This window comes from Paenibacillus sp. FJAT-27812 (assembly GCF_001273905.1).
Lineage (GTDB): Bacteria > Bacillota > Bacilli > Paenibacillales > Paenibacillaceae > Pristimantibacillus.
In genome coordinates, this window is record NZ_LIGH01000001.1 from 172,325 (window position 1) to 186,486 (window position 14,162).

Annotated in this window: 13 protein-coding genes and 1 riboswitch; of the genes, 5 read left to right on the forward strand and 8 right to left on the reverse strand. The window is 48.6% G+C overall.

All coding sequences use genetic code 11. The features are described from left to right. The first annotated feature begins 119 nt into the window (after window positions 1-119). Complete coding sequence (locus ADU23_RS00760) at window positions 120-965, forward strand: DMT family transporter (RefSeq protein ID WP_053371995.1); 846 nt, start codon at window positions 120-122, stop codon at window positions 963-965. Between the two features lie 144 nt (window positions 966-1,109). Beyond that, entirely contained in the window at window positions 1,110-1,418 is a 309-nt protein-coding gene (locus ADU23_RS00765) for a winged helix-turn-helix transcriptional regulator (protein WP_053371996.1), read from the forward strand. A gap of 207 nt (window positions 1,419-1,625) precedes the next feature. Here ADU23_RS00765 and sdhB read toward each other — a convergent pair whose 3' ends face one another. Genes sdhB through ADU23_RS00780 form a run of 3 tightly spaced genes read right to left on the reverse strand, consistent with a single transcriptional unit; the run spans window position 1,626 to window position 4,846 of the window. Then, window positions 1,626-2,390, reverse strand: a complete 765-nt coding sequence (gene sdhB, locus ADU23_RS00770; RefSeq protein ID WP_053371997.1) for a succinate dehydrogenase iron-sulfur subunit — start codon at window positions 2,388-2,390, stop codon at window positions 1,626-1,628. Between the two features lie 2 nt (window positions 2,391-2,392). Then, entirely contained in the window at window positions 2,393-4,150 is a 1,758-nt protein-coding gene (gene sdhA, locus ADU23_RS00775) for a succinate dehydrogenase flavoprotein subunit (protein WP_053371998.1), read from the reverse strand. Between the two features lie 24 nt (window positions 4,151-4,174). Next, entirely contained in the window at window positions 4,175-4,846 is a 672-nt protein-coding gene (locus tag ADU23_RS00780; protein ID WP_053371999.1) for a succinate dehydrogenase cytochrome b558 subunit, read from the reverse strand. 305 nt (window positions 4,847-5,151) lie between these two features. On the opposite strand from ADU23_RS00780, the gene ADU23_RS00785 reads away from it, so the two are divergent. Further along, window positions 5,152-6,060, forward strand: coding sequence for a LysR family transcriptional regulator (locus ADU23_RS00785; RefSeq protein WP_053372000.1), 909 nt, complete (start codon window positions 5,152-5,154; stop codon window positions 6,058-6,060). A gap of 31 nt (window positions 6,061-6,091) precedes the next feature. On the opposite strand, the gene ADU23_RS00790 is transcribed toward ADU23_RS00785, so the two are convergent. Genes ADU23_RS00790 through ADU23_RS00800 form a run of 3 tightly spaced genes read right to left on the reverse strand, consistent with a single transcriptional unit; the run spans window position 6,092 to window position 9,373 of the window. Then, entirely contained in the window at window positions 6,092-7,327 is a 1,236-nt protein-coding gene (locus ADU23_RS00790; protein ID WP_331459215.1) for a cation:proton antiporter, read from the reverse strand. A 24-nt stretch (window positions 7,328-7,351) separates the two neighbouring features. Beyond that, on the reverse strand, window positions 7,352-8,014 hold the full coding sequence (locus ADU23_RS00795; RefSeq protein ID WP_053377398.1) for a potassium channel family protein: 663 nt from the start codon (window positions 8,012-8,014) through the stop codon (window positions 7,352-7,354). Window positions 8,015-8,032: 18 nt separating this feature from the next. Continuing rightward, a complete protein-coding gene (locus ADU23_RS00800; RefSeq protein WP_053372001.1) occupies window positions 8,033-9,373 on the reverse strand; it encodes a TrkH family potassium uptake protein in 1,341 nt (446 codons plus the stop codon). Between the two features lie 86 nt (window positions 9,374-9,459). Continuing rightward, a riboswitch (cyclic di-AMP (ydaO/yuaA leader) is annotated at window positions 9,460-9,664 on the reverse strand. Between the two features lie 246 nt (window positions 9,665-9,910). On the opposite strand from ADU23_RS00800, the gene ADU23_RS00805 reads away from it, so the two are divergent. Beyond that, a complete protein-coding gene (locus ADU23_RS00805) occupies window positions 9,911-11,539 on the forward strand; it encodes a CPBP family intramembrane glutamic endopeptidase (protein ID WP_053372002.1) in 1,629 nt (542 codons plus the stop codon). Here the strand turns inward: ADU23_RS00805 and uvrC are convergent. Then, window positions 11,508-13,415, reverse strand: a complete 1,908-nt coding sequence (gene uvrC, locus ADU23_RS00810) for an excinuclease ABC subunit UvrC (RefSeq protein WP_053372003.1) — start codon at window positions 13,413-13,415, stop codon at window positions 11,508-11,510. The genes ADU23_RS00805 and uvrC overlap by 32 nt on opposite strands. Before the next feature lie 207 nt (window positions 13,416-13,622). Here uvrC and ADU23_RS32585 point away from each other — a divergent pair, with 207 nt between their 5' ends. After that, on the forward strand, window positions 13,623-13,769 hold the full coding sequence (locus ADU23_RS32585) for a YqzM family protein (RefSeq protein WP_141680441.1): 147 nt from the start codon (window positions 13,623-13,625) through the stop codon (window positions 13,767-13,769). A gap of 143 nt (window positions 13,770-13,912) precedes the next feature. Here ADU23_RS32585 and ADU23_RS00815 read toward each other — a convergent pair whose 3' ends face one another. After that, a complete protein-coding gene (locus ADU23_RS00815; RefSeq protein ID WP_053372004.1) occupies window positions 13,913-14,146 on the reverse strand; it encodes a YezD family protein in 234 nt (77 codons plus the stop codon). Between the last annotated feature and the right edge of the window lie 16 nt (window positions 14,147-14,162).

The window sequence follows — 14,162 nt, forward strand, 5'->3', positions numbered from 1 at the left end:
TGCAGGTCCGAAGGGATATATTAAAAAGGGGGTCTTGGTTATTATAATAGCCCATTAATGTGATGGGACGATAACAGAACTATTTCATTTATGTAACAAATTTGAGGGGTTGAACACCAATGTGGCTCATAACAGCCATCAGCAGCGCAATCTTGTTTGGACTAGCAGGCTGGTGGATGAAAGTATCGCAAATGCGCGGAGGTTCGACCAGAACGCTGCTGCTTGGGCTATATGCATCAGGAACGGTTGGCTTTGGCGTACATTCGGCGATAGAGGGGACCTTTCCTTTTCTTGCCGATCCAAAGGTATGGATTGCCGGCCTCATTATCGGAGCTGGCTCGGCATGGGGCAACGCCCTGTTTATGAATGCCTTGCATTACGGCCCTGCAAGCTTGACCTCCCCGCTTACAAATATGAATATCATCTTAGTCATCGCTTTGGGCACATGGTGGTATAAAGAGCCTCTGAGCGCCTTTCAGGCGATGGGCATTACGCTGCTTCTGCTCGCTGTATTGTTTATCGCCCACAAACGGAAGGAACCGCTCACCATTACCGAAAAAAGATGGTTCATACTCGTCGGGACAGCAATCGTAATGTTCGCTCTGCGAAATGGCGGCTTGAAAGTAACGGACGAGCTTGGGCTGCCAAGCGCGCCGATTTTGTTTATCGCCTATTTCCTCTCGCTTTGTTGGTTCCTTATTCCCGCAAAAGCCGGCGCCGCACGAGCAGCTAAGCGAACCGGGCTCTATTATGGGATCGTTGCCGGGCTATTCTCATATGGCGGATTGCAGCTGTATGCGATGGCTCTCGCTACAGGCCAGGCGAATCTGGCCGCGCCGATTTTTGCAACGAACAGCCTTGTCGTAGCTGCTGGAGCGATCGTATTTTACAAAGAAAAGCTTTCGATCGTGCAGTGGGCAGCCTTTGGCTGCATGATTCTAGGGCTAGTCATTATTCGAGTATAATGGCAAAAAAGCCTATGGACACAAATTCTAACTTTTGTATAGTAAATATATATTTCTCAAAAATACACGTATTCCCACTCAAATGAACTTACTTTTAGTTTGTTCATATGCTACAATAGTATTACAAAAAGCGGGGTGATACGGTTGGATTATTCGACAATGTGCCCAAAGTATGAAGCCGCAGCCGACATTTTAGGTAAGAAATGGACGGGCAGAATTATTCGGGTATTGCTCGGAGGACCTAAACGGTTCAAAGAGATTAAAGAACAAATTCCCGAAATGAGCGACAAAATGCTAACGGACCGGATGAAAGAGCTTGAAACAATAACGATTATTAAACGTCAAGTTTACCCTGAAATGCCTGTACGCATTGAGTACGAGCTGACCGGTAAAGGACGGGAGCTAGAACCAGTCATTGAGTCCATTCAAAAATGGGGCGAACAATGGATGTAAGACGAGAAACCGCTGAGGCGGTTTTTTTATTTTTCAGCAGCTTGCAGCTTCCATCACCCTGCCCTTCGTTTCAGCAGCTTCATCAAAAATCCTCTTCTGCGTAATTGACAACGGAATCCCAATCCACTATCATTGATAATAATAATCAGTATCATATAAAAAAAGAAACCCCCGATGCAATCGAGGGCTTCCGATATTCAAACGGCTCTACATGCCAAGCCATTTTTTGAACAGATGTTTGGTTGTATCCTTGTTGATTGCCGCAATTGAAGTCGTGAGCGGAATGCCTTTCGGACATGCGCGAACACAGTTTTGCGAGTTGCCGCAGCCTTCGATGCCGCCATCGGTCATCAGCTCGTCCAGACGCTCTTCTTTGTTCATCTCACCCGTTGGATGCGCATTAAACAAACGAACCTGAGAGATCGCTGCAGGGCCGATAAAGCTGTTCCGGTCGTTAACGTTCGGGCAAGCCTCAAGACATACGCCGCAAGTCATACATTTGGAAAGCTCATACGCCCATTGGCGCTTCGTTTCCGCCATGCGCGGACCAGGACCAAGATCATAGGTTCCGTCAATCGGAATCCATGCTTTTACTCTCTTCAACGCACCGAACATGCGCTCACGGTTAATGACAAGGTCACGGACAACCGGGAAAGTTCTCATGGGCTCAAGGCGAACCGGCTGCTCCAACTTATCGATAAGCGCGCTGCATGCTTGACGCGGCTTGCCGTTGATAACCATTGAACAAGCGCCGCACACTTCTTCCAAACAGTTGGAATCCCAGCATACAGGTGCTGTGCTTGCGCCATCTGCTTTCTTCGGATTACGTTGGATTTCCATCAATCCGCTAATAACGTTCATATTAGCACGATAAGGAATTTCAAACTCTTCCGTATAAGGTTTTGAGTCAGGAGTATCTTGACGTGTGATGATAAACTTAACCGTTTTTGTTGCTACAGTCGTTCCAGCCATCATTATTCTCCTTTCTTCTTGTCGCTCGAATAATCACGTTTACGAGGCTTGATCAAGCTTACGTCGATGTCCTCGTAAGAAATTTGCGGACCTTCCTTCGTCCACTTCGCAATCGTCGATTTCATGAAATGGTCGTCGTCACGATCCGGGAAGTCCGGCTTATAGTGGGCGCCGCGGCTCTCGTTGCGAAGCAATCCGCCCAGCGTCATTGCCTCGGAAAGCTCAAGCATGTTCCAAAGCTGACGAGTAAAGGCAACGCCTGCATTGTTCCATTGCGCTGTATCGTTGATGTTGATATTGGCGTAACGCTGCTTAAGCTCTTTGATCTTGTGGATCGTTTGCTCAAGCTTGTCGTTAAAGCGTACAACGGTCATGTTGTTCGTCATCCATTCGCCAAGCTCTTTGTGAATGACATACGCATTCTCATTGCCGTTCATGTTAACGATGCTGTTGTATTTATCCGTTTGACGCTTGTTCTCGCGATCAAATACGGAGGAAGCAACATCTTCAGCCGATTTCTTCAAGCCTTTGATATACTCGACCGCTTTTGGTCCAGCAACCATACCGCCATAAATAGCGGATAGCAAGGAGTTCGCGCCCAGACGGTTCGCGCCATGGTATTGATACTCGCACTCGCCGGCTGCGAACAGACCAGGAATGTTCGTCATTTGATTGTAATCGACCCACATGCCGCCCATTGAATAGTGAACCGCAGGGAAGATTTTCATCGGAATTTTGCGCGGGTCATCGCCCATGAACTTCTCATAAATTTCGATGATACCGCCAAGCTTAACGTCAAGCTCCTTCGGATCTTTATGAGATAGATCAAGGTAAACCATGTTCTCTTGATTGATGCCAAGCTTCTGATCGACGCAAACGCTGAAAATTTCACGCGTCGCAATATCACGAGGCACAAGATTTCCGTAAGCCGGATATTTTTCCTCAAGGAAGTACCAAGGCTTGCCGTCTTTGTAAGTCCAGATCCGTCCGCCTTCGCCGCGGGCTGATTCGGACATCAAGCGAAGCTTGTCGTCGCCCGGAATCGCCGTAGGGTGAATTTGAATGAATTCGCCATTGGCATAGTTAACGCCCTGCTGATACACTGCGCTTGCAGCCGTACCGGTGTTGATAACAGAGTTCGTTGTTTTACCGAAAATAATGCCGGGACCGCCTGATGCAAGAATAACCGCATCCGCACGAACCGTGTGCACTTCCATCGTGCGCAAGTCTTGCGCCGATACGCCGCGGCAAATGCCGTCATCGTCAACAACGGCGCCAAGGAATTCCCAGTGCTCGAATTTGTTGACTAGACCTGCTGCTTCCCACCGGCGAACTTGCTCGTCCAGTGCGTATAGAAGCTGTTGTCCTGTCGTAGCGCCCGCGAAGGCTGTGCGGGAATGCTTCGTGCCGCCGAAGCGACGGAAGTCGAGCAAGCCCTCAGACGTCCGGCTGAACATAACGCCCATCCGGTCCATGAGGTGGATAATGCCAGGTGCGGCGTCGCACATTGCTTTAACTGGCGGCTGGTTTGCTAGGAAATCTCCACCGTATACGGTGTCGTCAAAATGCTCCCACGGAGAATCGCCTTCCCCTTTTGTATTTACCGCGCCGTTAATGCCGCCCTGCGCGCATACTGAGTGGGAACGTTTGACCGGTACAAGTGAAAACAGATCAACGTGTACGCCAGCCTCTGCGGCTTTAATGGTAGCCATCAAGCCAGCCAGGCCGCCGCCAACGATGATAATTTTATTTTTAGCCATAACGCTTCGCTCCTTGTCTACAAACTAACCGATATTTGTAAGTGCCAATGCGGCACTCGCAGCTTCCTTAAATTCATCGCCGCTAAACGCGATAAGCGAGAGAATAAACAACGCCGAAACGATTACAAAAATGCCCATGCAAATGTACGAAGAGATGCGTTGCGCTTTCGGGCCGATCGTAATGCCCCAGCTGATCAGAAACGCCCATAGACCGTTGCTGAAGTGGAATACCGCTGCAAGTACGCCGATTACGTAAAGTACGAAATAAGCAGGACTGCTCGCGATTTGATTCATCGTAGAGCCCAGCTCTTCATGCGTGATGTTGCCGAGATAAACTTGAATCCGAGTTTGGAATACGTGCCAGAATACGAATACGAAGGTAATTACCCCTGTAACGCGCTGTGCGGTAAACGCCCAGTTCCGTCCGTATTTAAAGCGTCCCGTGTTCGTGTTTGATTGGTATGCCACGTACAAGCCGTAAATACCGTGAAACAAAAGCGGGAGGTAAATACCGAAAATCTCGAGCAGCGGCAGCACTGGCAAGCTGTTGATCAAATGTACGCCTTTGCCGAAGCCCTCTGGTCCGCGTTCAAACGCCTGATAGTTGGTCAGACCATGCACGACGATAAAACCGCCGAGCGGAATGATCCCGAGAAGCGAGTGAAGCTTGCGCGAGAAATACGAGTTTCCTTTCATGTCATTCCTTCTCCTTTCAATACTGTGAGTGCTAGCATGCTTTTTGTTAAAATATAAGAATGTATCCGTTTCACACTTATACATTGCTTATATTTCAGCGCAAACTAAGACGCTGAGCCGCCAAAGGCAGTCATCAGCTATTTACGCTTGGCAAATCATTCTACATTGTAACCCCAGCATGTTCCTCCGTCAACAAAAGTCGACACATATTAGCCACACTTCCCATCCTACTCCTTTTCAGCTTATAATGGAATTGCTTATTTTTTATAATTTCTTATAACAAAATGACATAAGGGGCTCTATTCATGAATGAAGAGATGCATGTTTTCACCGTAATCGTCGAGCAATCCAGCATGAATAAAGCTTCTGCTTTGCTCAACCTATCCCAGCCCGCTATCTCTCGCAAAATCGCTAAGCTTGAGCAAGAAATAGGTTCGCCCTTATTTCGCCGGATCGGCAAACGGCTTGAGCTCACGCGAATCGGGCAGATGACGTACGAATATGCACTGGAGCTGCGCCAGCTTCACCGCAAATATTTGCAAACCGTCTCCGAGTTCACCTCTACGGGACATACGACGCTGACGATTGGCGCAAGCCTTACGACGCTGCAAACGACATTGCCTGATTTGATTCAGCGGCTAACGTCGACCCATCCGGAAATCGACATTAAAGCCATTACGGGCAAGACGCATGAGATCGTATCGCTCGTTCGTGACCATAAAGCCGATATCGGCATCGTGGCATCCAGCATCGAGGATTCGACATTAAGATGCATCCCTTTGTTTGAGGATCATCTGTCGCTGGTGCTTCCGCGCAATCAAGTCATTACGGATAAAGGCGCGCTTGGCATTCAGGATTTGACCGGCATGCCGATGATCTTGTTCTCCAAAGGGACTTGGTACCGGATTCTTACGGACGAGCTATTCGACAAATATCATCTGCAGCCGGATGTGCGAATGGAAATTGATTCTTTTGAAGCGATATTGCGTCTGCTCCATACCTGCCGCGCCGCTACGCTGCTCCCTCAATCCTATATGCGCAAGCAGCTGCTAGAGGACAATGAGCTTATCATCATCCCTATTCGCGAGTTAGAGGATACGAAGCGCACAACCTCGTTAATTCATGCGGATTCAGCAGCGCTTAGCCCTGCGGTTCGTCTTTGGATCAATGAGCTGGCTGCGCGATTTCCAAGCAAAAAAGACAGCGGCTTCTAAAAAAAGCTGCTGTCTTTCAGCATTTCCAATATTACGCTTCCGAATCCATCCCTAACCGTTTTGCAACAAAAGCGGTCGTGCTGGCTTGGAGAAGTACCGTTATGAGAATGGTCATTAATGTAATAGAAGCAATTTTTTCGGCATGCATGATGCCGGCGCTTGTGATCATTCCCGATAATACGGCTGGAATAACCCCTGTCTCCCTTACCCACATCATGAATAAGAGCTCCTTCTTCTTCCAATCCGCCTTGCGATCAGGCAGGCTGCAGGCGAGCACCGTTATCGGGCGGGCAATAAACATCAGCACCATAACGATAGCGAAGCTTTGCCACCCGTATTGCAGCAATAACGCCAAATCCGCCTGGCTGCCGAGCAAAACAAAAATCAGCATCCGAAGCATGACGGTTACATTATCTGAGAAATGTACAATCTCGTTCTGCTTCTCTTCCAGCCTAAGTCTCATAAGATGTGGATTTCCCCATATTAAACCTGCTGCGAATGTCGCCATAAAGCCGCTCACATGCAAGAGATCGCCAATTAAATAGGTTGATAACGCGGTAACCAGCATCGCAATCGTTGTATAGTCCCTCAAAATGCCTAGCTTTAAATGGGCGACGACATACACAGAAGCTAAGCCGATTATTCCGCCCACAGCAATGCCGCCAAGCGCGGTATAAGCGAACTGACCCAGCAACGGCCCCGCTTCTAATGCCGACTTGCCCGTAATCGCCGCAATCAAAGCAAATGTAATAATAGAGCCTGTCGCGTCGTTGAATGCCGATTCGCTCTCTACCGTCTCCCGCACCTTCACTCTAATCGCAACCTGCCGAAATACCGGAATAATAGAAGCCGGGTCCGTAGAGGCGATAACCGACGCGGCAAGCAGCGCATAGAGCCATTCCAAGCCAAAAACGAAATGGATAGCTGTACCCGCCACGATCACCGTTATGAGAACGCCAGGAACGCTTAGCAAGGCAACCGTCCATTTGACTTTGCTCAGCCCGCTAAGACTAATATTGCGTCCTCCATCAAATAAAATGACCGTTGATCCTACTATTAAAATAAGCTGGTTAATTAACGAACTGCTCGATTCATTGATCCAATGAAGGCCTTGGCCGAGCAGCAGCCCCACTAATATAAACGCAGCTACATCAGGTATACGAAGTTTAGCTGCCGCACGCCCTGCAAGCATGCCAGCCGTTACAATAAGTATTAGCAAAATAAGCAAGTGATGAATGATTGGCGTTACAGCGGTTTCCACCTGCATATCACTTCCATTCCTATAAGCAGCCTAACGAATAACGGTTGCCTCAAAATCTTCAATTTGCTCATTCGTCCCGATGATAACCATAACGTCTCGTTCAGCAAGCACATCGGTTGCCGTTGGTGCAATAATGATGCCCGATGGCTTGTTGATTGCGACGATGCTGCAGCCAAACCTGGCGCGCGGGTTCAGGTCATGCAGCGATTTGCCATTTAAGCACTGCGGGACGGCAAGCTCGGCAATCGTATATTCTTTGGATAGCTCTATATAGTCAAGCAGATTGGGAGAAACAAGCTGATGCGCAACACGGATACCCATATCCCGCTCCGGATACACGACACGGTCTACGCCGATCTTCTCAAGCACGCGGCCATGCAGCTCGCTCATCGCTTTCGCAACAACCTTCTTGACCCCTAAATCCTTAAGCAGGATGGTCGTTAAAATGCTTGCTTGAATGTCATCGCCAATGGCGACGACGCCGCAGTCAAAGTTGCGCACGCCAAGCGAACGAAGCGTTTCCTCGTCCGTACAGTCCGCAGATACCGCATAGGTCAGAACGCCGCTCATTTCCTGAACGGCCTCCTCGTCCTTATCGATGCCAAGCACCTCATTGCCTAGCTCGATGAGTTCTCTGCCTAAGCTTGAGCCAAACCTTCCTAAACCTATTATGACAAATTGTTTCTTCTTCATACCCACTTGCAGCTTCCCCTATCCAATCGTAATTTTGCCTTCAGGATGCCGGTACAATTCTTTTTCTGTGCGAGGCCCCAGCGCGTAAGCTAATGTCAATGGCCCAAGCCGTCCGGCAAACATCGTTAATGCAATGACTATTTTCCCTACTGTGCTGAGTTCCGGGGTGACGCCGATCGACAATCCTACCGTACCGAACGCAGAGGTTGCTTCAAATAATAATTTAATGAACGCCTGATCCTCTGTCATTGACAAGGTCATCGTCACAATAATAACTAAACCTAACGAGATTAATGTAATCGTCAGCGCCTTGAAAATTCTGTCTTTGCCAAGCCGGTGCCGGAACATGACAATATCCTCGCGACCGCGAATCATCGCAATAACCGCTCCGACCAGCGTCGTAAAGGTTGTGGTCTTGATGCCGCCGCCTGTCGAGCCCGGCGATGCGCCGATAAACATCAGGATGATCGTAAAAAACATCGTCGCTTGCCGCAAAGCCGTATAATCAAGCGTATTGGCTCCTGCCGTCCGCGGCGTGACCGACTGGAAGAAGGAGGATAAAATTTTGCCTCCCCAATCCAACGAGCCAAGCGTCTTCGTATTGGAAAATTCAAATATAAAAATCACGATAGTGCCTACTGCAATCAAGGCTCCCGTCATCGACAATACAACCTTGCTGTGCAGCGACAGCCTGCGGTTTTTGCGGTACTCCATCAGATCCGACATGACAACAAAACCCAATCCGCCGGTTATAATAAGCATCATTGCCGCTATATTAACAATGGGATCCGATACATACATCGTTAAGCTTCTATAGCCGCCAAAAATATCGAATCCCGCATTGTTGAACATAGAAACCGCATGGAATGCGCCAAAAAACAACGCTTTGCCAAAGGGCATATCGAACGCAAACCGGGAGGAGAATAACGTGAACCCCACAAATTCTATCGCAAGCGAATATACAATGACCCGTCTAATAAGCCGAACGATGCCTTCCATGCTCGATTGATTCATCGCTTCCTGCAGCAACAGCCTCTCTCGCAATGAAATTTTTTTGCGCAGCACTAGCGCAACCAGCGTGGCCATCGTCATAAAGCCAAGTCCGCCGAGCTGAAATAGACACATGAGAATGACCTGTCCGGGGACGGAGAAATATGTACCCGTATCTACGACAACCAGCCCCGTTACGCATGTCGCTGACGTCGCCGTGAACAGCGCATCGATGAACGGCAGCCTCTCGCCGCTTGCCGATGCAAATGGCATGGATAATAATACGGCACCTAGTAAAATAATAAGCGCAAATCCGCTAACCAATATGCGCGGCGGCGACCACTTGAGCACATTCCAATCTATCTTCATCCGCTACCTTCTTCTTTTGTTTTATCATAATTGCTTGTTTTTAAGCATAAAAAAAAGCACTGGAAACTCAAGTGCTCTGTGCGATGAGTCCTGTTCCAATACGCCTACGAGGTTAGCTGTCGGATTCGGGCCTGGACAGGCAGCCCTATTCGGCGGCAAGAGATCATGCTCCTCCGCTAAAATTCACCCCATGCCGCCAAATTTGAACCGCTTTTGCTTGCAGCTTGTTCCACTCATTTGACAACTTTATGGTTCCCCCGTTTTCCTTAGGAAATTCGGCTGTGCTATTCAATTTAGTATGACGTTAACGATTATAATCCCAAATCAGTCCCGATATAAAGGTGATAGATATGACAAAAGGGACGATATTTGCTCAAATTAGGGCAATGGAATGAAGCAGCAAGCTCCAAGCTTGCTGGACATCGTTATTTCGCTGTTTCTTGTGTGCAAGCGGTCATCTCCATTGGATAATTCAGGGATTAATATGTTAATGTATTGTCATAAGCTACTCATTATAAAGACAGTAGGGGTGAATCCATGATTGATTCTATCAAGCCTAACGAATGGAAACGTTTTTTATGGGCAGCGATTGCTTGCTTTATTATTTATGCAGCCGTAGACATCGCTCCCATGTTCGCATCCATCGCATCCGGCGAATTAAACACAAAGGTAATTGAGAAGTCGACCGCTGAGAGCCGCGCGGCCGCTTTCGCGGAGAAACAGACAGGACTGACGGTGAAATCGGCTAAAGCCGTCCACCAAACCGATAAAATCATGAACGGTTATTTATCCAAAAATAAACTGACCAAAACGTATGCTGACAAATACGACTCTAGTTTCCCGACAGATACGTTCCAAGTTGATTTGAAATTTATTGGCGGCGGCAGCGGCTTCGTTTACGTACATATGCAAAGCGAAAAAATTGTGGCATGGCGTTTTCTAATCGATGGCGAGGAGCTGTCGGACGCAGATAAAACGAAGGAAGCTATCGCTTTCCTAACGAATCAAAGCTTCAGCGGGGTTGAATTTCAAGGCAATCAAATATTGGACAACGGAGATTGGCAGGGCCAGCCAAAAACGGATTATGCCATTAAGGACGCAAAATTAACGATCCATATCGACGCGCGAACCGTTGATGGGCGCACGGTCATAACCAAATATAAGCCCGCCTTTGCCGCCCCGGATGATTATGTCAGCTATGTGAAAAATCAAGACAAAATAGCTGGTTTCCTTACCGGCTTCGGTTACTTGTTCATGAGTTTCGTTCTGTTCATCTTGGCGATCATCTATGCCGTTCTGTACCGGAAATTCACTTCCTTCAAATATGGAATCATATTGACCATCATTTACTTTATCACCTATATCATCATGAATCTGAATGTGCTTGACGGCATTCGGGCCTCGATGGGCGAGGCTGATATGGCCGGAGCGACTACGACGGTTACGGCTGTCGTAACGGTGCTGCTAACCATTCCAATGGCCGGCGCGATTTATATTTCATTAATCGCAGGCGATGGCTTATGGAAGGCACAGGGCCGCGCATTATGGCCGCGCTTCGGGCAAAAAGGCTATGGTGACCATGTATGGCGCAGCGTTGGCCTCGCCTATTTATTCGCGATTATTTTGTTCGCGCTGCAATCCGTCATCTTCATCGCTTTAAGGCTGACCATTGGCACCTGGGATACGTCGGACGCTACGCAGTCTCCTTACAACATGAGCATTTTATGGCTCATGCCAGTGCTTGCTTGGGCGGCTGCGATTTCGGAGGAAGCTGTCTTCCGCTTCTTCGGTATCGGATTATTCCGCAAATGGTTCAAAAATACGTTTGCCGCAGCGCTGCTTCCAACCTTCTTCTGGGCGCTCGGACACGTCATGTATCCGTTCTATCCGTCCTCGACAAGATTGATCGAGCTGATGATTATCGGGCTCATATTCAGCTTTATTTTCGTCCGATACGGCTTGATTACGTCCATGTTCACCCATGCGATCTTCAACAGCGTAGCGGTCGGATTATCGCTGCTGACGATTGGCACAGCGCCAAATATCATCTCGGCGATCTTCTTCTCGGTGCTGCCGGTGCTGATTGCCTTTGTTCTCAAATATTTGAGCCACAAAAAAGAGAAGAAGCCGTCTGTTACGACGACTCCTCCCCTAGAGCAGCTATAATTTGCGAAGCTAGTTTATCACCAATAGATAGGGGCCGAAAGTCTTCGACTGAGGCCTCTTTTATTTTTTTGATCGAGCCAAAATGTTTCAGCAGAAGCTTGCGTCGCTTCTCACCGATGCCCGGAATCGAGTCAAGCTTCGATTCGACCATAGACTTGCCGCGCTGCTCGCGGTGGAACGTTATCGCAAATCGATGCACCTCGTCTTGAATGCGCTGCAGCAAATAAAACTCTTGGCTGTCTCGCGGCAAAGGTACGATCTCGGCAGGATCACCCGTCATAAGCTGCGCCGTTTTGTGCTTCGCATCCTTCACGAGGCCGCATACCGGAATGAATAAACCAAGCTCATTCTCCAGCACATCAAGCGCCGCCGATATTTGTCCCTTGCCGCCATCGACTACGATCAAATCCGGAGCCGCCAGCTCCTCCTTGAGTACACGCTCATAACGGCGCCGGATGACCTCCCGCATCGTTTCATAGTCATCGGGACCTTTTACCGTTTTCACCTTGTATTTGCGGTATTCCTTGCGGTCTGGCTTGCCATCGGTGAAGACGACCATCGCGGAGACAGGATTCGTTCCTTGGATGTTCGAGTTATCGAAAGCTTCAATCCGCCGCACTTCCTCAAGACCAAGCCAGCCAGCCAATGATTCCGATGCTTTGACGCTGCGCTCCTCATCCCGCTCGATCAAACGGAACTTCTCGTCGAGCATCACCTTGGCGTTGTCCGTAGCCATCGTTACAACCTCGCTCTTGCGCCCGCGCTGCGGCATCAGCACCTTTACCTTGAGCCAGTTGTGGAGCGACGCGATAACGTCGTCCGCATGCGTAGAAGCTGCGTCATCCACATCGGCAATTCCTTCTGCCGCTCCGCCTTCTGCGAGCGACTGTTCCGGCGGCAGCGGCAGCAAAATTTGCTTCGGCAGCGCCGGATTATCGCTATAATACTGCGTCACGAACGTCATAAAGTCATCATAAGCTTCCCCGTAATAAGGGAAAGTCGTCCCATGCCGCTCGATAAGCTTGCCTTGGCGCATGTACAAGATCTGAACGCACATCCAGCCCTTATCAACGGCAAAGCCGAAAATATCGCGGTCAAGCGCATCCTGCATCGTAATCTTCTGCTTCTCCATGACCGCATCAATGGCAACCAGCTGATCGCGGAACTCCTTCGCCCGCTCGAATTCGAGCTTCTCCGCCGCTTCCTCCATTTTGCGCTGCAGCTCGATCTTCACGACATCCTGCCCGCCGTTTAGAAACCGCGATATTTCTTGGATCATCCGGTCATACTCGGACTGCTGCACGTCAAATTCACACGGCGCAATGCATTGACCGAGATGATAGTACAAGCACACCTTATCCGGCAGCGTCTTGCACTTTCTAAGCGGATAAAGCCTATCCAGCAGCTTCTTCGTCTGCTGAGCCGCGTAGGCGTTAGGGTAAGGGCCAAAATATTTGCCTTTGTCCTTTACGATCCGTCTGGTCACCTCTAGCTTCGGATGTTTCTCATTCGTTATTTTAATATAAGGAAAAGTTTTGTCATCCTTAAGCAGAACGTTATAACGCGGATGGTATTGTTTAATTAGGTTGCATTCTAAAATAAGTGCTTCCATATTGCTTGAGGTTACGATAAATTCGAAATCGCGAATTTCCGATACCAATCGCTGTGTCTTTCCATTGTGGCTGCCGTTAAAATAGGAACGTACCCGGTTTTTGAGCACCTTCGCTTTGCCTACATAAATAATGACGCCTTCGCTGTTCTTCATAAGGTAACAGCCTGATTGATCGGGGAGCAAAGCTAGTTTGTTCCGTATCGTCTCTTTAGACTCCGCAAGCTGCTGTTCTGCCTGCTTCCGATCCGTTTGCTGATGATCCATGCTCTCGCCTCCGACTGCCTAATGATTCTGTACACATTTTAGCATAAGTAGCGTCGATTTTGTTTTACAATTGTCACCGGGATTAGCTTTACAACTGTTTGGCAGTTTGAGTATACTAATATAAGTTGAATAAACCGATACTACATAAAGACGACCGCATATGGTTGTGATTGAAGCAATCGGTCTTTTTCAAGGAGGACGTCAACGATGGAAAACGTAAGAGACCCGCGGGAGCATTTTAACGAAGAGCCTCGCCATGACTTGATGGATGTCGTATTCGGCTTTGGCGGCATGCTCGGTCTTATGACCGTCATTTTCGCTGTAGCAGTAATCGTGAAATTCGTCATTTCATAACAGAAAGGAGCAGCGTGCTGCTCCTTTTTTGTTGCCCTTTTGGCCAAGGCGATGCTGCGGCATTTCGTACGAAATCAAATACCCCAATGCCACCGATCGGCATTGGGGTATTTGATTGTTATCTTATTTGATGCCAGCCGCTATTAGACGATCCGAAGCACTTCGCCTGTGTTCTGGTTGTCACGCTGCTTCGATTGCTGCTCCGATGGTGCTTGCTGCTTTTGCGAGGAGCCGTCATAGCGTGTTCTTTCCGTCCGGTCAATTTGCACGATTCTTCCGTCATGAACCGTAATCGTCACATGTCCATAATTCAGGCCACTGACCTGATCCGCGATTCGATCCAACCATTGTTGATCCACTTCTAACGGTTTTGCCATTCAAAACCCCTCCATT